Source organism: Arthrospira sp. PCC 9901, from assembly GCF_059013425.1.
This window is the reverse complement of record NZ_CP102296.1, coordinates 4723567-4747633: the sequence shown is the minus strand read 5'-3', so window position 1 is coordinate 4747633 and position 24067 is coordinate 4723567. Positions and strand designations below refer to the sequence as shown.

25 protein-coding genes are annotated in these 24067 nt (G+C 46.3%); 13 read left to right on the top strand and 12 right to left on the bottom strand.

What is annotated here, in order from left to right:
- Positions 1–346 precede the first annotated feature (346 nt).
- Both NLZ44_RS21030 and rnc read left to right on the top strand, forming a co-directional pair.
- The gene (locus NLZ44_RS21030; RefSeq protein ID WP_493751039.1) at positions 347–592 is read left to right on the top strand and encodes an HNH endonuclease; all 246 of its coding nucleotides are present in this window, start codon (positions 347–349) and stop codon (positions 590–592) included.
- Between the two features lie 98 nt (positions 593–690).
- The gene (rnc, locus tag NLZ44_RS21025; RefSeq protein ID WP_493751038.1) at positions 691–1374 is read left to right on the top strand and encodes a ribonuclease III; all 684 of its coding nucleotides are present in this window, start codon (positions 691–693) and stop codon (positions 1372–1374) included.
- A 434-nt stretch (positions 1375–1808) separates the two neighbouring features.
- Here rnc and NLZ44_RS21020 read toward each other — a convergent pair whose 3' ends face one another.
- The 8 genes from NLZ44_RS21020 to NLZ44_RS20985 form a co-directional block, all read right to left on the bottom strand.
- On the bottom strand, positions 1809–3416 hold the full coding sequence (locus NLZ44_RS21020) for a B12-binding domain-containing radical SAM protein (RefSeq protein ID WP_493751037.1): 1608 nt from the start codon (positions 3414–3416) through the stop codon (positions 1809–1811).
- Between the two features lie 39 nt (positions 3417–3455).
- Positions 3456–3710 (bottom strand): SemiSWEET transporter, encoded by a 255-nt coding sequence (locus NLZ44_RS21015; RefSeq protein WP_493751036.1) that lies wholly within the window; start codon positions 3708–3710, stop codon positions 3456–3458.
- A gap of 106 nt (positions 3711–3816) precedes the next feature.
- The gene (locus NLZ44_RS21010; RefSeq protein ID WP_317270107.1) at positions 3817–3936 is read right to left on the bottom strand and encodes a photosystem II reaction center protein J; all 120 of its coding nucleotides are present in this window, start codon (positions 3934–3936) and stop codon (positions 3817–3819) included.
- A 78-nt stretch (positions 3937–4014) separates the two neighbouring features.
- Positions 4015–4134, bottom strand: coding sequence for a photosystem II reaction center protein PsbL (psbL, locus tag NLZ44_RS21005; protein ID WP_006616835.1), 120 nt, complete (start codon positions 4132–4134; stop codon positions 4015–4017).
- Between the two features lie 9 nt (positions 4135–4143).
- Positions 4144–4278 carry a cytochrome b559 subunit beta gene (psbF, locus tag NLZ44_RS21000; RefSeq protein ID WP_006616834.1) on the bottom strand — a complete coding sequence of 45 codons (135 nt, stop codon included), beginning with the start codon at positions 4276–4278 and terminating at the stop codon, positions 4144–4146.
- 20 nt (positions 4279–4298) lie between these two features.
- Positions 4299–4547, bottom strand: a complete 249-nt coding sequence (gene psbE / locus NLZ44_RS20995; RefSeq protein ID WP_006623155.1) for a cytochrome b559 subunit alpha — start codon at positions 4545–4547, stop codon at positions 4299–4301.
- A gap of 119 nt (positions 4548–4666) precedes the next feature.
- Positions 4667–5671 carry a photosynthesis system II assembly factor Ycf48 gene (locus NLZ44_RS20990; protein WP_493751035.1) on the bottom strand — a complete coding sequence of 335 codons (1005 nt, stop codon included), beginning with the start codon at positions 5669–5671 and terminating at the stop codon, positions 4667–4669.
- A 23-nt stretch (positions 5672–5694) separates the two neighbouring features.
- Positions 5695–6030 carry a rubredoxin gene (locus NLZ44_RS20985; protein ID WP_035759049.1) on the bottom strand — a complete coding sequence of 112 codons (336 nt, stop codon included), beginning with the start codon at positions 6028–6030 and terminating at the stop codon, positions 5695–5697.
- 322 nt (positions 6031–6352) lie between these two features.
- Between NLZ44_RS20985 and ndhC the strand changes: the two genes are divergently transcribed.
- The 11 genes from ndhC to NLZ44_RS20930 all read left to right on the top strand — a co-directional run bounded on the left by ndhC (position 6353) and on the right by NLZ44_RS20930 (position 20181).
- Positions 6353–6715 carry a photosynthetic/respiratory NAD(P)H-quinone oxidoreductase subunit C gene (ndhC, locus tag NLZ44_RS20980; protein WP_006616830.1) on the top strand — a complete coding sequence of 121 codons (363 nt, stop codon included), beginning with the start codon at positions 6353–6355 and terminating at the stop codon, positions 6713–6715.
- Positions 6716–6740: 25 nt separating this feature from the next.
- On the top strand, positions 6741–7466 hold the full coding sequence (gene ndhK, locus NLZ44_RS20975) for a photosynthetic/respiratory NAD(P)H-quinone oxidoreductase subunit K (protein WP_006623158.1): 726 nt from the start codon (positions 6741–6743) through the stop codon (positions 7464–7466).
- Positions 7459–7968: an NAD(P)H-quinone oxidoreductase subunit J gene (locus NLZ44_RS20970; protein ID WP_006623159.1), complete on the top strand. Its 510-nt coding sequence runs from the start codon at positions 7459–7461 to the stop codon at positions 7966–7968. Before ndhK ends, NLZ44_RS20970 begins: the two co-directional genes overlap by 8 nt.
- A 321-nt stretch (positions 7969–8289) precedes the next feature.
- Complete coding sequence (locus NLZ44_RS20965) at positions 8290–9855, top strand: Cna B-type (protein ID WP_493751034.1); 1566 nt, start codon at positions 8290–8292, stop codon at positions 9853–9855.
- Between the two features lie 191 nt (positions 9856–10046).
- Positions 10047–11312 carry a M16 family metallopeptidase gene (locus NLZ44_RS20960; protein ID WP_493751033.1) on the top strand — a complete coding sequence of 422 codons (1266 nt, stop codon included), beginning with the start codon at positions 10047–10049 and terminating at the stop codon, positions 11310–11312.
- A 172-nt stretch (positions 11313–11484) separates the two neighbouring features.
- Positions 11485–13854: a phosphoribosylformylglycinamidine synthase subunit PurL gene (gene purL / locus NLZ44_RS20955; RefSeq protein ID WP_493753044.1), complete on the top strand. Its 2370-nt coding sequence runs from the start codon at positions 11485–11487 to the stop codon at positions 13852–13854.
- 152 nt (positions 13855–14006) lie between these two features.
- Positions 14007–15488 carry an amidophosphoribosyltransferase gene (purF, locus tag NLZ44_RS20950; RefSeq protein ID WP_493751032.1) on the top strand — a complete coding sequence of 494 codons (1482 nt, stop codon included), beginning with the start codon at positions 14007–14009 and terminating at the stop codon, positions 15486–15488.
- Positions 15489–15554: 66 nt separating this feature from the next.
- On the top strand, positions 15555–17168 hold the full coding sequence (gene lnt, locus NLZ44_RS20945) for an apolipoprotein N-acyltransferase (RefSeq protein WP_493751031.1): 1614 nt from the start codon (positions 15555–15557) through the stop codon (positions 17166–17168).
- A gap of 143 nt (positions 17169–17311) precedes the next feature.
- Entirely contained in the window at positions 17312–18565 is a 1254-nt protein-coding gene (locus tag NLZ44_RS20940; protein ID WP_493751030.1) for a type IV pilus twitching motility protein PilT, read from the top strand.
- A 132-nt stretch (positions 18566–18697) separates the two neighbouring features.
- Positions 18698–19492 carry a circadian clock KaiB family protein gene (locus tag NLZ44_RS20935; protein ID WP_321202014.1) on the top strand — a complete coding sequence of 265 codons (795 nt, stop codon included), beginning with the start codon at positions 18698–18700 and terminating at the stop codon, positions 19490–19492.
- 5 nt (positions 19493–19497) lie between these two features.
- On the top strand, positions 19498–20181 hold the full coding sequence (locus NLZ44_RS20930) for a PD-(D/E)XK nuclease family protein (protein ID WP_493751029.1): 684 nt from the start codon (positions 19498–19500) through the stop codon (positions 20179–20181).
- Positions 20182–20225: 44 nt separating this feature from the next.
- On the opposite strand, the gene NLZ44_RS20925 is transcribed toward NLZ44_RS20930, so the two are convergent.
- From NLZ44_RS20925 to NLZ44_RS20910, 4 genes are all read right to left on the bottom strand, one after another.
- Entirely contained in the window at positions 20226–21176 is a 951-nt protein-coding gene (locus tag NLZ44_RS20925) for a F0F1 ATP synthase subunit gamma (RefSeq protein ID WP_006618465.1), read from the bottom strand.
- A 220-nt stretch (positions 21177–21396) separates the two neighbouring features.
- Complete coding sequence (gene atpA / locus NLZ44_RS20920) at positions 21397–22914, bottom strand: F0F1 ATP synthase subunit alpha (protein WP_315660640.1); 1518 nt, start codon at positions 22912–22914, stop codon at positions 21397–21399.
- Between the two features lie 66 nt (positions 22915–22980).
- Positions 22981–23529: an ATP synthase F1 subunit delta gene (gene atpH, locus NLZ44_RS20915; protein WP_111894867.1), complete on the bottom strand. Its 549-nt coding sequence runs from the start codon at positions 23527–23529 to the stop codon at positions 22981–22983.
- Positions 23526–24059, bottom strand: a complete 534-nt coding sequence (locus NLZ44_RS20910; RefSeq protein ID WP_111894068.1) for a F0F1 ATP synthase subunit B — start codon at positions 24057–24059, stop codon at positions 23526–23528. Before NLZ44_RS20910 ends, atpH begins: the two co-directional genes overlap by 4 nt.
- Between the last annotated feature and the right edge of the window lie 8 nt (positions 24060–24067).

Genomic DNA, 24067 nt, shown 5'->3' with positions numbered 1-24067 from the left:
TTCAAAAATTATCGTCTATGACCTTGACAAAACAAATAGCTTGTGATTGATTAGATATATACAGACGAATATCGAGGCTTCGGTGTTCGTCTCATGGGTACTACCTTCGATTCTCAGGTCGATGTATGTCCAGATATTCTGGTCTGGTATTGGCTTGAGTCTAGGGTTAGTTCTCCAAGTGACTTGCTAGTTCAGCATATGTAGATATGCATGTATCTGGGGGTTGGAGGTAATGCCTTTGAGACGTTAACCGTTCTATATAAAGGAAAGTCCATAGCTGATGCTTGTGGGAGTCCTTTGTCTGCTTGATATTCCTGTAGTTTTTTTACTAACAGGAAGTTCAATCATGAATTCCAAACAAAAAAATAATAAGAAACGGCAACTGCTTGATGAGTATGGTGCGTGCTGCTGGTGGTGTCGTAAGGATTTACCCTCTAAACAGCTTACACTTGACCATATTAAGCCCAAAAGCAAAGGTGGTTCTGATTCCTTAGAAAATTTGCGTCTTGCTTGTCGTGAATGTAATTGCAAGCGTCGCGATAGTCTTTTTCCACCGCAAAGCCTGAGTTATAGACTGGTTATAACTAAATAGGATGCCATTCTTATTCAATCCCCCTAACCTCTATTGCTGAATGGTATTTAGGGGGATGAATTGAAAAAATCACATCCTTTGATATCTTCACAAATATTATGCACAAAATTTTGATTTTCAATAATACGAAATTACTCCGTCAAGCCTTAACGCACCGCTCTTATATCAACGAAAATCCCGGAGAAACAGAAGATAACGAACGATTAGAGTTTCTTGGAGATGCCATTCTGAATTTTATCAGTGGGGAGTACCTATATCGAACCAACCCCGAAATGGGAGAAGACGAAATGACCCGCCGACGTTCAGCTTTGGTGGATGAAAAACAACTGGCTCGATTCGCTATTGAAATAGAATTGGACTTCAAACTTCGTCTCGGACAAGGGGTTATCAAACAAGGTGGATATCAAAATCAAAATTTACTGAGTAGTGCCTTTGAAGCCGTTGTTGGGGCTTACTATCTCGACCATGATCGAGATATTGAAACCCTACGTCCTGTGCTCGAAGATTTCTTTAAGTCTGTCCCTAAAGATCTGTTTATTGTTCGTTCGTCAATTGATCCCAAAAATAAGTTGCAAGAATTTTCGCAAGCCAGGGGTAGGGGTACGATTCCAAAGTATGTCACAGAACAAATCGGCGGAACAGATCACGCTCCCGAGTTCGTGTCAAGGGTTTATTTGGACGAAAAACTTTATGGCGAAGGCCGGGGTCTTCGCAAAAAAGAAGCAGAGAAAGAAGCAGCAAATGATGCGATAATTAGATTAAAAAGAATTGGATTAATGTGACAATCACTTGCTGACAATCACCCGCCAAGCGACAAACAGGAGAAAAGACAGATAGCCAAAAACCGCCAGCCAGTCCAACAACTCGCTGGGAATCACAAAAGGTTGGTCAAACATCGCATTCAATCCAGTTCAACGATCAATATTGTAAGACTGTAGGGGCGCAAAGCTTGCGCCCTTTTGTGAGGGTGGGGTGACAGAAAACCCTTCCCCACGCACGGAGGAATCTTGAGTCTTTAGTACAGCGTGCGGAACCCATCACGACCGGGACATAAACGCCAGCATCAACATTTGAGTGGCGGGACTGGCGGTCTTAATCTGGGTGGCGATCGCAAGACCCTCGCGATGTAAATCTGTGCAGTTGACCCTGATACCAGGGAAGGAAGCAGAAACCGCCGCTCGTGAAGTTTGGGAATCCCCCCCGTTATAGGGTCAGCTTAACGGAGTCTGATGTCAGCGATATGCTTTTTAAGAGTTGTTTCTGGTAGAGGTCCTTGGAGGTGACTCCAGGGGAGAACCTGGTTTAATTCCCAGTCTTGATTAACATAAAAATCTATGGGGGGAAGCTGTCCGCGTAATTCCTTAAACCCCCGCCGATAACTTCCGGGACTGTCCCCATAATGGCGGACTTTTTCCAAGAGATCAGATAAACGGCGATCGCCTCTGGAAATTAAAGCCTGAATTACCGACCATCGATAACTTTCCGGGCGAAAATCCATCCCATTGGAGCGCAGTTTTTTCTCTAAAAACTTTAATCTTTTTTCGGCGGCTGGATTCACCCCAAACCACTGAAAAGGAGTGTGAGATTTCGGAACAAAGGTACTACAACCCAGCGTCAGACGTAAACCAGGGGCGGCTTTTTTAATCTCCTGCATCATAGCAACTGTCGCCTCTAAATCCTCTGATTCTTCCCCCGGTATCCCCACTATACCATAGAGTTTAAGGCTTTTTAATCCTCCGGCTTTCGCATTAATGGCAGCTTGGATAATTTCATCATTATCGAGTTTTTTATTAATGATTTTACGGAGGCGATCGCTACCACTTTCCACCGCTATAGTAATACTACGAGTATCCCGTTTCGCCAAAGTAGCCGCTAGTTTCACCGTCACCGTATTCGTGCGAACCGAAGCCAAACTCAATCTCACATCATCATATTCTGGCTGACTCAGATAATCCAACAATTCGTTAAATTCGGGATGTTGAGTCACCGAAGCACCCAATAAACCCAGCCTTTTAGTGACAGTTAAACCCCGATTAATTGCCGGAATTAAAGATGATTCAAGATTCGCCGTCCGGAAAGGTAAAGTCAAATAACTAGCCAAACAAAAACGGCACATTTCTGGACAACTGCGAACCACTTCCACCATATAAATATTTTCCCAAGCCGCCAATTCCGTGACTACCGTGGAAGCTGATAGAGTATTTCCGCGATAGGTTTGTTTTTGCACCTGGGGGGGAATATCACTATCAATAGGTTTAATAGAAGCGATCGCCCCATCAGGACTGTGATAAGTCACCTCATATAAACTGGGGATATACACTCCCGGAACCTGTGCTAAGTGGCGTAATTTAGTCTGTCGGTCTGCTTGTCTAACCTGTTGATAGGCGCTGATAAAATTAGGTATTAAATCTTCGCCATCTCCCAGTAAAATCACATCAAAAAAATCAGCAAACGGTTCTGGGTTAGCCGTGAGGACAGGTCCGCCGCCAAAAACTAGGGGTTGTTGATTATCGCGCGAGTGCGATCGTCTGGGCAGTCCTAAATCTTCCAACTGCTGTAAAATGTTACTGTAGTCTAATTCCCAGGACAGAGAAAACCCTAATAATTCTGGGTTATTTGGTAGAGGTTCACTCAGATCTGTAAACAGGCGGCTAACTTGTACATCTTGACGGAGTGCTAAAGTCGCCCATACTATCTGATAACCTAGGCTAGTAATTCCCACACTGTATTCATTGGGGAAAGCCAAAATCACCGGAACCGCATTAGTTTCCGGTGTAGCTGGGGTAAATAATAAACGTTCGCGGGCGAATTTGGTAACAGTCACAGTATAAAAATTGACCTAATCAGATTGAGGATATCCATATTAGTGATATTTTAACTTAAACCACAAAATAGTCGAAGCCAATACGAAAGTCGCCACATTAGTTAGGATAATCGGTAGATCTTGAATCAGGGTCCCATATACAATCCATAAAAATACCCCCGTACAGAAAATTACGAACATTCCCAGGGAGACATCACGGGTTGATTTAGTTTTCCAGGTTTTAATTGCTTGGGGAAGAAATGCAATAGTCGTCAGCATCCCCGCTAATAGCCCAATTCCAGTAATTGTGTTCATAAATTGATGAGCAAATCCTGTGCTTAATTCAATAAAAATCCCACCCAAAACGAGTGGGATATTATCAACACTTGAGTATTAACACTCAGATTTTATGGTTCTTAAATTAGAGTGAAGAACCCACACCGACGTAAGCCCCATAGAAAAACAGACCAACCACAACCAGAACACCAGTTCCGGCTACCGTGGCGACCAACCAAAGGGGAAGTTTAGCATCTCCAGACACAGCTTTATACCTCTCTATTCAAAATTGAAATTACTGGGGAAAAGGGTAAATATCTCCAAGGTACTTAGGTACTTCTAGTTAGTTAAAGAAATAACTAGAAAACAGGATACCCAGGACAAAAATCAACAGCAAGCCCAGATACAGAGAGGTTCTGTTCAGTTCAACAGGCTGCTTATTGGGGTTACGACTACGATCCATGTATGTCTCCTATCGTTGAATAAACTGCATAGCGGCGATCGCACCCAGGAAGAAAACTGTAGGAACAGCTAGGGTGTGTACAGCCAACCAGCGAACCGTAAAAATCGGATAAGTTATCGGTTGGTTTTGATTTGCATTCGTCATGTTTTTAAGTTCTCCTGGATCTACTTACCAATAAATTGATCAATTTGTGTCTTGCTATCTTGGCGTTCAGTGATAATCGGTAGTTCCTGGCGCTCTTGAGTAAAATACTCATTAGGGCGAGGTGTACCAAAAGCATCATAAGCCAATCCGGTGCTGACAAATAACCATCCCGCAATAAACAAAGCCGGAATTGTCAGACTATGAATCACCCAATAACGGACACTTGTAATAATGTCACCAAACGGACGCTCACCAGTAGTACCTGCCATTTAAGTCTCTCCTGTTAACAAATCCACAACTTACAGACTCTCAATCATATTATAATAGGGTAGAGAGTCACTGATAACAAGCCAATTTTACCAACATTTTTTAAAGGCTGGTTTTGCTCTCAACTAGATGCTGAGGTGTTTCCGGTGTATCTAAGTAATGTTCCCCGTTGACCGAGTATAAATCCCCGTTCAGGACTGATAAACTCAATGCGGTAAAAATTCGAGGGAATATCTTCAACTTCCCTATCTTTTTGCCAGGTTTCACCCCCATCAAAACTACAGAGAAGGTTTCCACTACCGCCAGTGACCCAAATCTCCTCTGGGGTACGATAAGCCAAATCGAGTAATCCCCAACTGGTGGAAAACTCTGGCTTAATAGGATCACTCCACTCTTCAGGATCATTAGGATCGCTAAATCGGATTTCACCGCCGCGCGCTAACATCCACAGGCGGTTATCCTGACCAAAGCCAATTTTTTCTAGGCGTTTAGAACTATAGCGATTGTGGGGAGTCCAAGAGGTCTGCTCCCGTTCCCAAGTCGAGTAAAAATTACCCTTAGCCGAAACGGTAACATATTCGCCTTGTTCCGAGCGAGACAAGCTGCGAATTACCCCCACAGCATCTTCTACCATAGCCTGCCAAGTTTTACCGCCATCTTTAGTTTGATAGATGGCTCCGACATTAGTAGTCATTTCCGCCGCACTAGGTCCGAGGGCGACAATATTATTAGGAGCGCCGGGAAGTTTATTGCTGAGGGCGATGCGAGTCCAGGACTTACCGCCATCAGTGCTATGGAGAAGTACAGAAGGCTCACCGACAATCCATCCTTCCGAGCCACTAAAGCTAACAGAAGTCAGCAGAAGATTAGGTTCATCGAGATCTAGCTGTTTAGTTTCCCAGGTCTTACCCCCATCGTAAGTTTCTAACAAAGTGGCATTGCTACCGACAATCCAACCATGATCGGAGTTATCGACAAAATCGATATCAAATAACTTAGCATCTGTAGCCACCGGGACTAATTCCCAAGGATTATAGCTAACATCTGGCAGATAGTCACAACTTGCACAGAACAAAGCCACAGCTATCAAAATCGCCAATTTTTTCAAAAATTTAGGGAACTGCATTTGATTCAATCTGGTTAAATCCCTTAACGTAAACCATACAAACTAATAAAAAACAGAAATGCCAAAGCCAGCCCGCCAAAAATGAGAAGACTTTTCTGTTGAGAGGTCAGGGTATTGACTCCCAGACCAAACCCGAGATTCTCCTCAAATCCAGACGGACCGGAGGAGGAGCCAATATTCCTAAATTGGCTACGGGGCGCACCGCAAACGGGACAACGCCACCTAGCTGGCAGATCTTCAAATTCAGTACCTGGGGGAATATTGCCTGTAGAACTGCCTTTGGAGGGTTCATAGACGTAACCGCAGGCGTTACATTCATATCGGTCTGGGGATTTGACTTCAGTGGCTGGCTCACTCATAGTACGGACGGTCGGGGAGTTAATTATTAAAAGTCTATTACATAATATTACAGAACCTGACAAAGTTAAATCAATCTGTGGCGATCGCCAAAAATCCCCAAAAGTCCCCCAAAGTCCCAAAAGTCCCCCAAAGTCCCCAAAAGCCAGTCAACAGGTTCAGCCGTGTCGGTAAGGGCGATAATCGCGGATTTCTGTTAAGATCCAACGAGAGCGATCGCGATCATCTAGTCCCACTGAACCGATCAGATCTTTGATTTATCGGTACAAGTGATCCAATAATATAAAGAACCGGTTACCAAAACTATAACTCTGCTGATCTACTGTGTTTTTTCTGAACGGTTACGAATATTTCCTGGGCTTCCTAATCATCTGTAGCCTAGTCCCGATACTAGCTCTAGGAGCCTCCAAAATCCTCCGACCCCAAAGTAGAAGCGCCACTCGTCGCATAACCTACGAGTCTGGCTGTGAACCCATAGGGGGGGCTTGGATTCAATTCAACATCCGCTACTATATGTTTGCCCTAGTCTTTGTCATCTTTGATGTAGAGACAGTATTTCTGTACCCCTGGGCGGTAGCATTTCATAGGTTAGGCCTACTAGCCTTCATAGAAGCACTCATCTTTATTACCATCCTAGTCATTGCTTTAGTGTACGCATGGCGCAAGGGTGCGTTGGAATGGTCATAGGTACGGTATTACAGGTTATAAAAATATGACAACTCAAAGTCCTTCACCGAATACAACTATCATCAACCCCATTGAGCGACCCCAGGTAACTGAGGAATTGTCGGAAAATGTGATCCTGACCACGGTTGATGATCTCTACAACTGGGCTAGATTATCTAGTCTGTGGCCGTTGCTCTATGGGACTGCCTGTTGTTTTATTGAATTTGCGGGTCTAATTGGTTCGCGGTTTGACTTCGATCGCTTTGGATTGGTGCCACGGTCTAGCCCCAGACAAGCGGATCTGTTAATTACGGCGGGAACCATCACCATGAAATATTCCCCCATGTTGGTCAGGCTTTACGAACAAATGCCGGAACCCAAATATGTGATTGCTATGGGAGCGTGTACCGTCACCGGGGGAATGTTTAGCATGGACTCCCCCACCGCAGTGCGGGGGGTAGATAAGCTGATCCCGGTAGATGTTTACATCCCCGGCTGTCCTCCTCGCCCAGAAGCGATCATTGATGCGATTATTAAACTACGCAAGAAAATCGCTAACGAATCATTCCAGGAGCGGGGAAATCTCCAACAGACCCATCGCTACTATACGCGATCGCATAATCTGAAAGTAGTCGAACCGATTTTAACCGGGGAATACTTAGAATCAACTACCCGTCAAGTCCCCCCGAAACAACTGACCGAGGCGATCGGGATGCCTGTGCCTCCCGCCCTACAAACCGAACCCATGAAAAAGGAGGAACAGCGTGGCTGAGACCGAAACCGAAGCCCCCATCATTGAAGCCGGACTCGTCTCCCAGTGGTTAAGTCAGAATGGATTTGACCATGAATTTCTGGGTCCCAATCATGTGGGAGTCGAGATGATTAAAGTAGACCGGGATTATTTAATTCCCCTAGCTACTGCCTTATATGCCTATGGTTTCAACTATCTACGGTGTCAGTGTGCCTATGATATGGGACCAGGGGAAGATTTAGTCAGCACCTACCATCTCGCCAAAGTTCAGAACAATGTGGAACAACTAGAGGAAGTTTGCGTCAAAGTTTTCGTTCCCCGAAGCGACCCAAAAGTTCCCTCAGTTTATTGGATTTGGAAGGCAGCGGACTTCCAAGAACGCGAGTCCTATGATATGTATGGTATCGTCTACGAAGGCCATCCTAACCTGAAGCGGATTTTAATGCCAGAAGATTGGGTAGGCTGGCCACTTCGGAAAGACTATATCTCGCCAGACTTCCATGAGTTGCAAGATGCGTATTAGTGGATTAGTGGAGTGTTATAGTTTTTTTCAGGTCAGACCATAACCGTTATGGGTGTTGACTGTTAAGAACAGTGGGTAGCCCTAGAGCGCCCACTACTCCCCTGGGGCGGAAATGAGGATGTCCCCCATTCACAACCCAATTGCAATCTTTCTCAAAAGTCTGGTATATTTTCTTAGGCTCATGCTGTTATATTCAATGTGGTCTTAAGAATACGCACTCAGAGCAAGCGAGTGTATTCTGTTGGGATTAAGTCAAGGAACATGGACTTGATCTTGCAAAAACTGTCTTAGTCCAACATTTTGGTGGAGGAGTTCAAGCTAATGTCAAACCTTACAGGTACTAGTTTTATAGATGTCAACGGCACCGGCGTACTCGATCCTGGTGATCTGAGAATAGCTAATGCTGCCGTATTCACAGATTTGCCGCCTTTTAATAATGTATACGAACCAGCTCTAGGTGAACTTAGCGGCATTACCAATGAGAATGGAGAGTTTGTAATCACTGATTTACAGACTTTAGGATCCGGGACTCCGTTCCAACTGCGACAAATCCTTCCTGATGGTGTCGCCACTGCAGGGAGCAACCTGCCCCTCGATTTCAGCGTTCCCGCCGATCCGAACCAGAACCTAGGCCCAGTTTCCATTCTTAACTTGCCTCCGGCTGTCCCTGTACCTCCAGTTCCCCCCATTACCAGCAAGGGTAACATCCAAGGTCGGACTTTCATAGATAACAATGTTGATGGCATCTTTAACGTTGACGAACCTGTTGTCGGTGGTATTCCTCTGTTCCTTGACTTAGACGGTAACGCACTCTGGACAGCCAACGAACCCATTACAGTAAGCCGTCCCGATGGTTCTTATTCCTTCAATAACGTTGCTCCGGGAACCTACCAACTGCGGCCCCTATTGCCGGGGAACGACTTACCCCCAGGATTAGGTGGTGTAACTCGCTTTGCAGATAGATTAGTTGCCACTAATGATGAGCCAGAATTAGTTACCGTTTCCGGCGGTGCTGTTACCTTCCAGGACTTGGGTTATGTAGTTCCCGGAAGCATCTACGGTTTCGTAGTTTCCGACTTAAACAGTAACGGTTTTGTAGATCCCGGAGAAGCAGGTATCCCTGGCATTACGGTGTCTGGCGGCGGAAGAACTGCGGTTACAGATGCCAATGGTTTCTACATCCTTGATGTAGATGCGAGATTCCCCACCTTCTCGGATGCGGAGTTAGCCCAAAATCCCTACCTACACTATGTACTTTCCAACGAGCCTGGGTTGTTGACAGAAAGTTTTGCAGTCGAGGTGGTTAATCCTCCTGGTAACTTGGTAGCTACCGGACCTGATCCTGATTTTGATGTGGCTTTGGGTCGTGGTGGAGCCGCACAAAAGAACTTTTTCTTTAACGTTCCCCCCAGCCTGGTGGGAGGTCCGGGAGTTCCAGATAGTATCACTGGCTTTGTGTTCACCGATGTTAACGTTGACAGTGCCTACCAAGTTGGTGAACCCCTCCTCGAAGGTGTAACAGTTTACCTGGATCTGAATAAAGATGGACAGTTAAACAGCGGTCCCCTGCGTGACCCAGTAACCGGGGCTGAGGTTCTGGATGAGAACGGTAACCCATTCCCGGCTGAACCGAGTACAGTAACGGGCCCTGGCGGTAATTTCGGATTCTTTAATGTCTCCCGCTGGTTGCCCTTTATCGGACCTGGGGATGTTGAATTTATTGTCCGGGCTGAAGCACCTGCTTCCTTACCTTTCCTGACCACTGCCCAGCCAGTTATCTTTGGTGACGGATTGCGAGTTTTGGCGGAAGTGGGCGCATCTAGCCTAGCCTTCGGTATGTCCCAGTTCCCCCCTGTTATCGCGGCAGATCCTAATCTTGGCTTTTAATGCTTAGGGGAAGCATTCTGGCAGCCTTGCTCATTAGGGAGTAAAAATAGGCGTAAAAATATAATGGCGAGCATCCCAGGCAGAAGGTTGGCTTGGGATGTTTTTTGTTTTGTATCAAAATACTCAATTTTTGTGGTAAGGAGGTATTATTATATAGCGAGAGGGTTAACGGGGGTTTAAAAGATTAAAAGTTGTCTAAACTGTCAACGATCGCAAAGTTTCCCGCTAATGTATTCACCCTAGACAATGGTTTAACCGTCATTCATCAGGAAATTCCAGCTACACCGGTGGTCGTGGTAGATGTTTGGGTTAGGGCGGGAGCCACAAGAGAGCCGGAGCCTTGGTCGGGGATGGCTCATTTTCTGGAGCACATGATTTTTAAGGGGACTGAAAAAATCGCCCCCGGTTTGTTCGACTGGGTAATTGAAAGCCGAGGGGGGGTGGCTAATGCAGCTACAAGCCACGACTATGCCCATTTTTTCATTACCAGCGCCGCCCAGTATTTAGAGGAAACCCTGTCTCCCCTGGCTGATTTACTGCTGCACGCGGCGATACCTGATGATGAGTTTGTGCGAGAACGTTCGGTGGTGTTAGAAGAACTGCGCCAATCCCAGGATAGCCCAGATTGGATAGAGTTTCAAGCGATGATGGAAACTCTCTATGGTAATCATCCCTATGGGCGATCGGTTTTGGGGACGGAAGCGACTCTGATGCCGCGAACTCCTGACGAAATGCGGCAGTTTCATCGCTGTCACTACCAACCGGAAAATATGGCGGTAGTGATTGTTGGGGGGGTCTCGGAAAAGCGATCGCAAGATTTAGTTTCGGAGGCTTTTGGCTCATTTTACCACAGGGAAGAATGCCCGATCACAAACGGTTATCATCAACCGCAACTTAGGGGTATCCTGCATGAGGAACTACTACTACCTAATGTAGAACAACCTCGGATAACTATGGCTTGGTCAGGACCTGGGGTTGAAAACATACGACATGGCTACGGACTAGACCTAATCTCAGTTTTATTAGCAGAGGGGAGAACTTCTCGCCTAGTGCAGTTATTACGGGAAGATAGACAGCTAGTAGACTGTATCAGTAGCGGTTTCTCCCTACAGCGGGAGTCGAGTCTATTTACGATTAATGCGTGTTTAGATATTGACAATATCGAAGAAGTTGAACACCTAATCTGCGAGTGTTTAGCGAATTTAGCAGCAACTCCGATGTCGTCAGCGGAACTCGATCGCTGTAAGCGTTTACTGTGTAATGACTACGCCTTCTCAACGGAAACACCGGGACAATTAGCGGGTTTATATGGCTATTATTTCACAGTAGCGAAACCAGAGATTTCGGTAAGTTATCCCCACCAAATCAAATCCCTAGAAGCGGAGGAATTACAGGAGATTGCGAAAACTTACCTGAGCCAGGAACGATATGCGATGACTGTAGTGAAGCCCATATAATTAATTGTAGGTTGGGTGAAACCCAACAGAGTAGGTTGGGTAAAGTAGGTTGGGTGAAACCCAACAGAGTAGGTTGGGTGAAGGGCAGGGAAAGCGAAGTCCATGGGATTGATTGATGATGTAATTTAGGCTTATGATGTTTGGTTGTAGTCCTGACCGAGCGATCGCCACTATGTCCATGATTGCGGAATCCCCATTTAGCCCCGAAGAAATAGCCTCAGAAGGCTTAAAACCCGAAGAGTATGAGGAAATATACCAAAGACTAGGCAGACACCCCAACAAAGCCGAATTAGGGATGTTTGGGGTAATGTGGAGTGAACATTGCTGCTACAAAAATTCCCGCCCTCTCCTGAGCCAATTTCCCACCAGTGGCGATCGCATTCTTGTCGGTCCAGGAGAAAACGCCGGAGTAGTAGACTTTGGGGACGGTATCCACCTAGCCTTCAAAATAGAATCCCATAATCATCCCAGTGCGATCGAACCATTCCAAGGAGCAGCCACCGGAGTCGGGGGAATTTTGCGGGATATTTTCACCATGGGAGCGCGTCCGATCGCCGTACTCAACGCCCTGCGATTCGGTTCCCTAGAAGACCCCAAGACCCAGCCAATTTTACTGGGAGTAGTGGCCGGAATTTCCAACTATGGTAACTGTTTTGGAGTCCCAACCGTGGGGGGAGATGTATATTTTGACAGCTATTATAGCGGCAACCCCCTAGTGAACGCCATGGCGATCGGCATCATGGAAACCCCAGAGATAGTTAAATCCGGTGCTGCTGGTATTGGTAACCCAGTGCTGTATGTAGGTTCAACCACCGGAAGGGACGGAATGGGAGGCGCAAGTTTTGCAAGTAGCGAACTCAGCGAAGAGTCCATAGCCGATCGCCCTGCTGTACAAGTAGGAGACCCATTTTTAGAAAAATCCCTAGTCGAAGCCTGTTTAGAAGCCTTTAAAACCGGGGCTGTAGTCGCCGCCCAGGACATGGGAGCGGCTGGAATCACCTGTTCCACCTCCGAAATGGCTGCTAAAGGGGGAGTCGGTATCGAACTAGATTTAGACCTAATCCCCGTGCGAGAGACGGGAATGGTCCCTTATGAATATTTATTATCCGAATCCCAGGAGAGAATGTTATTTGTCGTCCACAAAGGACGGGAATCAGAATTAATTGAGATTTTCCATCGTTGGGGACTACAAGCGGTCGTCGCCGGAAAGGTGATTCCAGAAGCGATCGTGCGGATTTTGTTTAAAGGTGAAATCGCCGCCGAAATCCCCTCCACAGCTTTAGCTGATAATACCCCCATTTATCACCGGGAATTGATGTCAGAACCTCCCGAATATGCCCAAACCGCCTGGGCGTGGTCGCCGGAAACTTTACCCGCCACCACAGTATCAGGGATGGAAATAGAAAATCAACTGGTAACTTGGAATCAGGTATTATTGAATCTCTTAGATACCCCATCGATCGCCTCTAAGTCTTGGGTATATCGTCAATATGACCACCAAGTGCAAAATAATACCGTCATTGTACCGGGTGGCGCTGATGCGGCGGTCGTGCGGTTGCGCCCTCAAGAACCCATTGGCAATAATCCCGGTAAAATTTGGCCGGGGGTAGCTGCCACTGTTGATTGTAACGCCCGCCATGTCTATCTTGACCCCTACGAAGGCGCTAAGGCTGTGGTTGCAGAGGCGGCGCGGAATTTAAGTTGTGTCGGGGCTGAACCTGTGGCGGTGACGGATAACCTCAATTTTGGTAGCCCGGAACATCCTATTGGTTATTGGCAATTAGCACAAGCCTGTAAGGGCATTTCTGAGGGCTGTAAGGCGTTTTCTACTCCGGTGACGGGGGGGAACGTTTCTCTGTATAACGAGACTCTGGACGCGCAAGGAAAGCCACAGGCAATATATCCGACTCCGGTGGTGGGAATGGTGGGATTATTGCCAGATCCGACTCTCGCTTGTGGTCAAAGTTGGCAACAACCAGGAGATTTGATTTATCTGTTGGGGGTGGCTAATTGGTTGGCTGATGAGGATCATGGTTATATTACCCTGGGAGGATCGGAGTATTTGGCGGTAGTACATAATCTGGTGGCGGGTAAGCCTCCTCGGGTCGATTTTGACTTGGAACTAATGGTTCAAAAGGTTTGTCGCCAGGGAATTCGTAACGGTTGGGTGCGATCGGCTCATGATTGCGCTGAGGGAGGCTTGGCGATCGCTTTGGCAGAATGTTGCATTGGCAACCGATTGGGGGCTACCATTAACCTAGGGTTAACCTCAGATCCTTGGCAACGCTGGGATACGATCCTGTTTGGTGAGGGGGGAGCTAGGATTTTGGTTTCCGTTCCTACTCAACACCAGCAGGCTTGGGAGGGTTATCTGCAAGAAATCTGGGTGAGCGATCGCCAATTTTGGCATCACTTGGGTACAGTGACCGCAGTTGACTCGTCTTTGCAAATTCTAGCCGATGATAACACCAGTTTAATTGGGGTTAATGTGGCGGAAATGGCCGATCGCTATAATTATGCGATCGAACGTCGTCTATCTTAAAATTCCCTCCGGGGGATTTGTTTATCAGCCTATCGGCGATCGCATCTCATTTGCTACCGATATAAGAGATAACTGATAATTGGTAATTGACAGTTATTAACTATCCTATCTCTTGCGGTTTTCACCAACTCAGTTAACATCACAAGATTACCATGATTCCTAATAAGTCCCATGTGACCGATGACCAGTTTCACACCGAGCTAATCCCCGATAAACCAGAGGAAGCCTGCGGTGTGTTTGGGGTTTATGCTCCCGGTCAAGATGTGGCAAAATTAACTTATTTTGGGCTATATGCTCTCCAACATCGAGGTCAGGAGTCAGCCGGAATAGCTACTTTTGAAGGGGAAGATCTGCATTTATATAAAAATATGGGACTGGTTTCCCAAGTATTTAATGAGTCTATTTTACAACAGTTAAAAGGTGATTTAGCCGTAGGTCATACTCGCTATTCGACCACTGGCTCTAGTCGCATCGTTAATGCTCAACCTGCGGTTTCCGAAACTAGACTGGGACCCGTGGCTGTGGCTCATAATGGTAACTTAGTTAATACTGCTGAATTGCGGGAGGAAATGAGTAGACGAAAGTTTGATTTTGTCAGCACTACCGACACCGAATTAATTGCTTTGGCGATCGCTTCCGAAATTAATCGCGGTAAGGATTGGTTAGAAGCTAGTCTTACCGCTTTTCAAATGTGTGAGGGAGCATATAGTTTGGCTATTGGTACTCCCGTCGGTTTAATGGGAGTCCGAGACCCACACGGAGTCAGACCTTTAGTAATTGGAACTTTGGGAACTAATCCCCAAAGATATGTTTTGGCTTCCGAAACCTGCGGCTTGGATATTATTGGCGCTGAATATCTCCGAGATGTTGAACCGGGAGAATTGGTTTGGATTACTGATCAGGGGATTTCCTCATTCCATTGGAGTCAAAAACCTGCGCGGAAATTGTGTATTTTTGAAATGATTTATTTCTCCCGTCCTGATAGTGTCGTCGAAGGAGAAAGTTTGTATAGTTATCGCATGAGAATTGGTCGGGTTCTGGCCACTGAATCTTCTGTTGATGCTGATATGGTTATTGGAGTACCTGATTCCGGTATCCCAGCAGCGATCGGCTTTTCTCAACAGTCGGGAATTCCTTATGCGGAAGGATTGATTAAAAACCGTTATGTCGGTCGCACCTTTATTCAACCTACCCAAGTTATGCGAGAGTCCGGTATTAAAATGAAGTTGAATACCCTTAAAGATGTCCTGGAAGGAAAACGGGTAATTATGGTTGATGATTCTATTGTTAGGGGGACTACTAGCCGTAAAATTGTCAAGGCTTTACGAGATGCTGGTGCGACTGAAGTACACATGAGAATTTCATCGCCTCCCGTCACTCATCCCTGTTTCTATGGGATTGATACCGATAACCAAGACCAGTTAATTGCGGCGACTAAATCCGTCGCGGAAATTCAAGAACAAATAGGCGTCGATTCTTTGGCTTATCTCAGTTGGGAAGGTATGCTAAATGCTACTAAAGAAGACCCCTCGACTTTCTGTTCCGCTTGTTTTACCGGGGATTATCCTATTGATGTACCGGAAACCGTTAAACGCTCTAAATTGATGTTAGAAACGCCTCCGGTTAAAGCCTAAAATGCTCCCCGATATCATGGTGAGTTATGGACTATAACCCCAATTCCGCCAATTATTAACTCCTAGATGAAACTGCTTTCAGTCGAACATTTTAACCTCAAGTTACCCGCTAATCTTAACCTCCGAAAAGTGCGCTATATCTCCCTGTCTCTATTCAGTGGGATATTGATGGGGTTGGCTAACGAACCTCTGGGGTGGTGGCTAGTGGCTTGGGTGGCTTTTGTTCCTCTGTGGGTTATGGTGGTGGAAGCTAAAAGACGGGGACGAATACCCTGGGAAATAACCGCTGGTTGGGGTGTTGGCTATTATGGCTTTTCCCTGTTTTGGATGACCGGAATTCACCCCATGACCAGTCTGGGAGTTCCCTGGTTGGCTAGTTTGGCGATCGCTATCTTTTCCTGGGGTTTTATTACCCTCTGGGGAACAGCGATCGTCATCGTTTGGGGATGGTTATTTGCGAAATTAATGCCATTAAATATCGGCGCTAAAACCTCCTTAATTAGAATCCTAATAGCGACCGCTTTATGGTGTGCTTTAGAAGCCGTCTGGAGTGGGGGTCCCCTGTGGTGGTCAACACTCGCTTTAACCCAAAGTTTCGGTAATTTGGTGATTCTCCATTTGGGTCAAATCTCTGGACCTAATACCGTTGTGGCTACTATATTAGTCGTCAATGGGACTGTAGCTGAACTCTGGTTAACACATAAACAGCAGAAATCGTCACTCTATTTAATCCCTGTCGGAATATTTGCGATCGCTCATTTAATCGGATTTAGTCTCTACAATATCCCCCTAAATTCTGACCCCGAAACTTCTCTGAGAGTCGGAGTTATTCAAGGGAATATCCCTAATGAAATTAAACTCAATCCCCAGGGTTTTCGACAGGCTTTAAATGGATACACGCGGGGATATTTAGAATTGGCGGCGCGGGGTGTCGATGCAGTCTTAACCCCCGAAACCGCTTTGCCTTTTGTCTGGAACAGACATGACAGCTATCACTACAATTATAGCTTATATCAGGCGATTTTGCCACAAGGTGTTATAGCTTGGGTGGGTGGATTTGGCGAGACAGAAGGGGGATTAACTAATAGTTTATTTACCATTAATGGTGAAGGGGAAATTATCGGTCAATATGACAAAACTCATTTAGTTCCCCTGGGTGAATATATCCCCTTTGATGCCATTCTGGGAAGGGTCATTAATCGTCTGTCACCCCTGGAAGCGCGGTTAGTCGCCGGGGAAAAACAACAAAAATTTGAGACTGGTTGGGGAAAAGCGATCGCTGGAATTTGCTACGATTCCGCCTTTGCTGACCATTTCCGCCGTCAAGTAGCAGCCGGAGGGGAATTTATCCTAACAGCCTCTAATGATGCTCATTATGCCACTATGATGCTATCACAACATCACGCCCAAGATGTGATGCGCGCCATAGAAGGCGATCGCTGGACAGTTAGGGCTACTAATACAGGCTATTCTGGCATTATCGACCCTCACGGTCGCACCTTATGGATTTCTGGTATCAATACCTACGAAATCCATGACCATATCATTTACCGCCGCCATAGCCAAACCCTTTATGTCCGTTGGGGAGACTGGTTAACTTTCCTTTTACTAGCCATAAGTGCGATCGTCATTTTCTGGAATCGTTTTCTGCCATTAGCGATACCACAAAATAGGCGCTAATATTAATATCATGGTTAGAGCTGATAAATCGCTGCCAATTTCTTCCTTTGTTAGCCTTAGTCACACAGGAAACAAGAATCGGCTAGATTGCCTTTCCGCCGCCAGCTATAGCTAGGCGGTTTCCCAGCTACCGGAGATATTCCATGACACAATCACAACGCCCCCCAGCCCCCCCGCGTCCACCTAGCCCACCTGCACCCCCTCGCCCACCTGCACCGGGCGCTCAGAAAAGTAGCCCTCCACCTGCACCCGCCCAAGCAGCAACTGCACCCGCCCAAGCAGCAAGTCCCGCCGCCGTGGGAATTACCAGCAGAGGACCAGGACCCAGCCCCGGACAGCCCACCTTGCGAGAGATTGTCCAACGCGCCGATGAGTTAGGCGCATCTGATGTTCACTTAGGGGTTAATGAAACACCTCGCCTCAGATACCGAGGCGATATGACCCCCCAAGAAGATTGGCCAGTCACAGACCTTAATAGCTTTATGAGTTGGCTACGGGAGGTCTTAACCGATGAGGAAATCCATCAGTTTCAGGAAAACCTAGACTTTGACGGAGCCGCAGATTTAGGCTTTGTGCGGATTCGGATTAGTATTTTTGACTCTCTCAGTGGTCCGGCGATGGTGCTGCGGCTAATTGGTGCTACCATCCTCACCCTAGAACAGTTGAAATTACCCGAGGTTTTTAAAAAAATCTGTAACTATCACAAGGGGTTGATGTTGATTACCGGCCCGACGGGTTCAGGTAAGTCTACTACCATGGCCGCGATGATTGATTACATCAATAAAAACTACGCCTATCACATCATCACCATTGAAGACCCGGTGGAGTTTGTACACCAAAGCCGAAAATCCCTGATTAAACACCGGGAAGTTGGACGACATACCCTCAAGTTTTTTAATGCTCTCAAGGGGGCTTTGCGTCAAGACCCTGATATGATGCTGGTGGGGGAAATTCGGGACAAGGAAACCATGCAGATTGCCATTAAAGCTGCATCAACAGGTCACTTGGTAGCTGGAACCCTCCACACTAACAGCGCCATTAAGACCCTAACCCGGGTTTTGGATATGTTCTCGGCTGAGGAACAGTTATCGATTAAAACCTCATTGAGCGAAACTTTGGTCGCGATTATTGCTCAACTGTTGTGTAAGACTACAGATGGCAAGCGGGCCGCCTTCCATGACATCCTCATCAATACTGATGTAATCAAAGAGTATATCATGAAGGATCAGTATGAGGAAATTAACCAGATTATGCTCAAAGATAGTTATGAAGGGATGACGACTATGAACAGATCCCTTTATGAATTGTATCAAGAGGGGCGCATCACTGAGGAAATTTGTCTGGATGTGTCGCCTTTCCCCAACGAGATGAGTCAGATGCTACGGGGTAGAGTCTAACAAAAGTGTGAAGTTTTGACCATTAGCCCGAACTCTGAAATACACTATAAATGGTCTAATCTTAAATAAGGTTGCTCTCCTGGGCAACCTGAGTCGTTTTTGGCAAACAGTTATAACTGTGAGCGCATATCATTGAGTTTTACCCCCTTGGCTGTTCCTAATTTATTTAAAGGGATTGCACTTTTTACGCCGGGTGGTGACCTAATTTATTCCATTGACTACAGTAAACAGCTTAGGTGGCATCTAAATCTGTGTACTGCTTTACAGGAAATTTTAGGTTTACCTGAACCCCCCCATTTTCTTGTTCCTTGTTATACGGCGAGTTTTGACCGGTGGATTGATCCAATTACTCAGAAAGTGAGAGTTTCAGTAGAAGCATACCCTCCGGTGTGGCGATATCAGCCGTTGCTGAATGCTATTTTTGAAACGGTAGACCTGGTTTGGCAACCTGTGCAGATTGGTGAGGAAGTTTGCAATCCCTTGGTTTTAGCAACTTATGATCAACCGTTTCCAGAACTTTGGAAAAATCATGACCTCATTATGAGGTTTAAAACCATGGATAATCAAACCAAATTTTCACACCAAGATAGTGATTCTGGGTCTGACTCCCAGAATCCCACACCGTTGGCATCTGATTCTAATGGTACACCAACCGAAGGATATGTGTTGAGGCTGTTTGTTTCTGGTCACAGTTTAGCCACAGAAAATACCCTGGAAACTTTGCATCAACTACTTGAGCGATCGCTCAATCACCCTTATACTTTAAAGGTGATTGATGTACTCAAACACCCGGAACAAGCAGAAGCTAGTCATATTTCGGCTACTCCTACTTTGATGAAGGTCTGGCCGCAACCTAAGCGCCGGATTGTCGGAGAACTCAATGATGTGGATACTATTCTAGAACTTTTGGGTGTGCTGGAGGATTAATAATTTTGACGGGTAAGTTAAGATTATCCCAAAACCATTTGAATCTCCTAGAAACCTGTCCCCGGAAATTTCAGGAGACCTATTTAGATGGGTTGGTCTCTCCGAGAACCTGGGAACAAGAAGAACATCTGGTTTGGGGGAGTCGTTTTCACCTGTTGATGCAGCAGGGAGAATTGGGTTTGCCAATTCAAGGTTTTATGGCTGAGGATCAGGAGTTACAAACTTGTTTATTAGCCTTGGTTAAAGAGGCTCCCGAGGTTTTTCAGCCTCAGTATAACTATGTATCGGGAGAATTTCGGGAGGCTGAACATTATCGCACCTGGGGTTTTGGGGATTATGTTTTAGTGGCGATTTATGATTTATTAATTGCTCATGAAAATCAAGCTCAAATTATTGATTGGAAAACTAATCAACGCTTAATTAATCGGCAGAAATTGGCGAATAATTGGCAAACGCGGCTTTATCTTTATTTGTTAGTAGAAAGCAGTGACTATAGCCCAGAACAGGTATCTATGACTTACTGGTTTGTGCGTTTAAGAGGGGATGAAGTACCCCAGAAAATGACTTTTGTTTATGACGCACAGCAGCATGAAAAAAACCACCGCGATTTAACTAAATTGTGCGATCGCCTCAGTCATTATCTGCATCAATACCAACGGGGGGAGGCATTCCCCCAGGTGGCATCTTGAGGACTTGACAAGGGAGGCGATCGCCTTTCTAGGCTTTCTAGGCTTTAATTTTCCAAAGCCACCGCGCCGCCAACAACTTCCAGGATCTGCTGGGTAATTGAGGCTTGGCGAGCCTTGTTGTAAGACAGGGTAAGGGTTTTCACCAAATCACTAGCGTTATCGCTGGCGTTGCTCATAGCAGTCATCCGAGCCGCCAATTCACTAGCGGTAGACTCCTGCCATGCTCGTAGCAATTGGTTAGTCAAAAACAGAGGCAACAAGGCATTAAGGATCTCAACCGGATCTTGCTCAAAAATCATATCCTGAGCGAGGGCTTCCGGCTCAACATTAACCTTTTCTCTAGTTACATCAAACTTACCACCTTTGCTAGTGAGGCGAAACACCTCATCATCCTGAGCCTCTAAGCCTTGCAGGTCTAGGGGTAGCAGAGTTTGGGTAACAGGTCGTGAACTAATCAGAGAGACAAATTTAGTGTAAATCAACTCAACGCGATCTACTGCTCCCGACTCAAACCAGGTGAGAATTTCATCAGCCGCACCGGATACCTTTTGTAGATCTGGGGTTTTCTCTGGGTTATCGCGACATTGAGAGATCGGAGCATCCCGACGGGTAAAATGTTGAATAGCTTTGCGACCCACGAGAAGATAGCTATATTCCAGGCCTTCCGCTTTCAATTCGGCCGCCCGTGCTTCTGCCCGTTTAATAATATTACTATTGTAGGCTCCACACAGACCCCGGTTTCCTGCCAGCACCACCAGTCCCACCTTTTTCACCTCCCGCTGTTGGAGCAGAGGACATTCTACATCCTCAAATTGAAGGCGACCTTGGAGACCATAGAGAACCCCTGCTAGACGGTCAGCAAAGGGACGGGTAGCTAAAACTTGTTCTTGAGCGCGGCGCACCTTAGCGGAAGCAACTAGGCGCATGGCTTCGGTAATTTTTTTGGTATTTTTGACTGACTGAATGCGATCGCGAATCGCTTTTAAGTTTGACATAGTTTTATGATCAGTAATTGTTATCCACAGACTTAGTAGGACTCTGGGAGTTAATCCGGGTTCAAGCAAGAGTTATCTAGTCAATAACAGACTTATATTGAGGAAGGGGGTCAGTTCCCCCTCAGCCCTCAATTGTTGCCTTTCCCGGTTTTAATTAATTGGTGCGCCGCAGCATAAAGCGTTTGGTTTCCACCAATGGCTGATCCCGTGCGTGTGCACCCTACGCGGAAACTAAGAAAGTCTGCTTAAACTCAGAAATTCCCTCTTTCAGCATAGCCTCAGCTTCTTCGGTGAGGACTTTTTGGCTTTGCACAATCTCACCATATTGAGGCTTGCTATTTTTCAGATAATCCCGCAGACCTGTAGTAAAGGCTACAACTTTATCTTCGGGAACATCATCAAGATAGCCATTAATACCAGAGTAAATCACAGCTACTTGTTCAAACAGTTGTAGGGGGGAATTTTGAGGCTGTTTGAGTAATTCTTGCAGACGTTTACCCCGTTCCAACTGGTTACGAGTTGCTTGGTCTAGGTCAGAAGCAAACTGAGAGAAGGCCGCTAATTCTGCATACTGAGCCAGTTCTAGTTTAACCTTTCCAGCCACTTTCTTCATGGCCTTAGTTTGGGCAGCAGAACCCACACGGGAAACGGAGATACCAGCATTCACCGCCGGACGCAGACCGGAGTTAAACAGGTCAGCGGACAGGAATATCTGACCATCAGTAATAGAAATTACGTTAGTGGGGATGTAAGCGGAAACGTCACCAGCTTGGGTTTCGATGATTGGTAGGGCTGTCATGCTACCGCCGCCGAGTTCATCATTTAATTTAGCGGCGCGTTCTAACAAACGAGAGTGCAGGTAGAATACATCTCCGGGGTAGGCTTCACGACCGGGGGGACGACGCAGCAGCAGGGACATTTGACGGTAGGCTTGGGCCTGTTTGGAAAGGTCATCGTAAATAACCAGGGTGGCTTTACCTTGATACATGAAGTATTCCGCCATGGCGGCTCCGGTGTAGGGAGCTAGGTATTGCAGGGTAGCGGGGTCACTAGCGTTAGCTGCCACAATGATGGTATAGGGGAGAGCGCCTTTTTCTTCTAGGGTGCTGACCACTTGAGCCACGGTTGAGGCTTTTTGACCGATCGCCACATAAACACAGATTACATCTTCTTCTTTCTGGTTAATGATGGTATCAATAGCGATCGCTGTTTTACCAGTTTGACGGTCACCGATGATCAATTCCCGTTGACCCCGACCAATAGGAATCATGGAGTCAATAGCGGTAATCCCTGTTTGCATAGGTTCACAAACAGAGCGGCGGTCAATAATACCCGGTGCGGGGGATTCTAGCAGACGGGTATCGGAGGCTTGAATATCTCCCTTACCATCGATAGGACGACCCAGGGAATCAATCACCCGTCCCAGCATAGCTTCTCCCACGGGGACTTGGGCAATTCTTCCGGTAGCGGTCACAGCGGAACCTTCTTGAATTTCCAGGCCTTCGCCCATTAGTACCGCACCCACGTTATCCTCTTCCAGGTTAAGGGCGATACCAACTGTTCCATCGGCAAATTCTAGCAGTTCTCCGGCCATGGCTTTATCTAGGCCATAAATCCGGGCAATACCGTCACCAACTTGCAGCACTGTACCCACGTTAGAAACTTTAACGTCTTGGCCGTACTGTTCGATTTGGTCTCTGATAATATTGGCGATTTCGTCAGGTCTGATGGATACCATAGTTAGTGTTTGTGATCCGTTGCTAAAGGTTAAACTAAGATAAATGGCTAAGTTGTCGGCGAATTATTAACCGACAGTTAGGCTCATACCAATGCGGCGCAGTTGTCCTCGGATGCTGGCATCAAACAATTGGGAACCCGCTTTAATGATGACACCACCGAGGATATCGCGATCGATTTTCAGATCCAGCTCTACATTTTGCGCCCCAGTTCTAGCCTTGATCTGTTCAACAACCATGTGTTTTTGGCCGTCGTTTAGTTCTACCGCCGAGGTAACTTCTGCCAAAACTGTTTGATTAAGTTTCCGCAACAAAGCCAAGTATTCTTGGGCCATTTCTGCTAGAAATATGATGCGACCGCGATCTACTAGGAGCATTAAGAAGTTCCGCAAGTAGGGGTTTACTTCCTCTCCTAACATTCGTGTAATCACGGCTTTTTTATCTTCTCCTTTCACCACCGGACTGCCTAAAAAATCCTGTAGTTCGGGGGAATTCTTGAGCAAATCAATAAGCGATCGCATTTGATTGCCAAAATCTTCCGTGACATTATTTGACTTAGCCACAGACATCAAAGCCGTGGCGTAGGGTTCTACTAATTGACCAACAATTGAACTCATGAACCTCCTCCAAGTAAAGCCAGGGAGCGATCTACCAGTTGTTGCTGGGAATTTTCATCTAGGCGTTCTCTAATTTGCCCTTCGGCGCGTTCCAAAGCTTGAGACACAGCCAAAGCCCGCAACTGAGCGATCGCCCTACTTCTTTCCGCTTCCAAATCCTGATTAGCCGTCAGCTTCATCTGTTCAACATCTGCCTTAGCACGAGCTGCAATTTGCTCTCTAGTGACTTGGGCACGTTCCACAGCAGAGGCTTTAATTCTTTCAGCTTCCGCCTTAGCTTGAGCCAACTTTTCTTGTTGTTCAGCCAGAGCTTTTTCTGCTTCTTGCAAACGTTGATCGGCTTCTTGAATTGCTTGCTCAATTTGAGCGCGTCTTTCACTCAAAATTTTATTGAGAAAGCCCCGCCCATAATAAACTAGCAAACCAATAATAATGCCTAAGTTTATCAGGTTAGTTTCAAACAGATTAAAATTCAGTCCAAAACCACCCTCATGACTGGCTTCTGTCGCCAGTAATACAAGATTCACCATCTTCCTCT

Bases quoted from the DNA above. Each gene is read 5' to 3' on its own strand.
- NLZ44_RS20940 (WP_493751030.1), top strand. From the start codon at position 17,312: ATGACACAATCACAACGCCCCCCAGCCCCCCCGCGTCCACCTAGCCCA.
- lnt (WP_493751031.1), top strand. From the start codon at position 15,555: ATGAAACTGCTTTCAGTCGAACATTTTAACCTCAAGTTACCCGCTAAT.
- purF (WP_493751032.1), top strand. From the start codon at position 14,007: ATGATTCCTAATAAGTCCCATGTGACCGATGACCAGTTTCACACCGAG.
- NLZ44_RS20965 (WP_493751034.1), top strand. From the start codon at position 8,290: ATGTCAAACCTTACAGGTACTAGTTTTATAGATGTCAACGGCACCGGC.
- NLZ44_RS21015 (WP_493751036.1), bottom strand. From the start codon at position 3,710: ATGAACACAATTACTGGAATTGGGCTATTAGCGGGGATGCTGACGACT.
- psbE (WP_006623155.1), bottom strand. From the start codon at position 4,547: ATGGCAGGTACTACTGGTGAGCGTCCGTTTGGTGACATTATTACAAGT.
- rnc (WP_493751038.1), top strand. From the start codon at position 691: ATGCACAAAATTTTGATTTTCAATAATACGAAATTACTCCGTCAAGCC.
- NLZ44_RS20910 (WP_111894068.1), bottom strand. From the start codon at position 24,059: ATGGTGAATCTTGTATTACTGGCGACAGAAGCCAGTCATGAGGGTGGT.
- psbF (WP_006616834.1), bottom strand. From the start codon at position 4,278: ATGACGAATGCAAATCAAAACCAACCGATAACTTATCCGATTTTTACG.
- NLZ44_RS20990 (WP_493751035.1), bottom strand. From the start codon at position 5,671: ATGCAGTTCCCTAAATTTTTGAAAAAATTGGCGATTTTGATAGCTGTG.
- purL (WP_493753044.1), top strand. From the start codon at position 11,485: ATGTCCATGATTGCGGAATCCCCATTTAGCCCCGAAGAAATAGCCTCA.
- NLZ44_RS20925 (WP_006618465.1), bottom strand. From the start codon at position 21,176: ATGTCAAACTTAAAAGCGATTCGCGATCGCATTCAGTCAGTCAAAAAT.
- atpA (WP_315660640.1), bottom strand. From the start codon at position 22,914: ATGGTATCCATCAGACCTGACGAAATCGCCAATATTATCAGAGACCAA.
- NLZ44_RS21030 (WP_493751039.1), top strand. From the start codon at position 347: ATGAATTCCAAACAAAAAAATAATAAGAAACGGCAACTGCTTGATGAG.
- psbL (WP_006616835.1), bottom strand. From the start codon at position 4,134: ATGGATCGTAGTCGTAACCCCAATAAGCAGCCTGTTGAACTGAACAGA.
- atpH (WP_111894867.1), bottom strand. From the start codon at position 23,529: ATGAGTTCAATTGTTGGTCAATTAGTAGAACCCTACGCCACGGCTTTG.
- NLZ44_RS20985 (WP_035759049.1), bottom strand. From the start codon at position 6,030: ATGAGTGAGCCAGCCACTGAAGTCAAATCCCCAGACCGATATGAATGT.
- ndhK (WP_006623158.1), top strand. From the start codon at position 6,741: ATGACAACTCAAAGTCCTTCACCGAATACAACTATCATCAACCCCATT.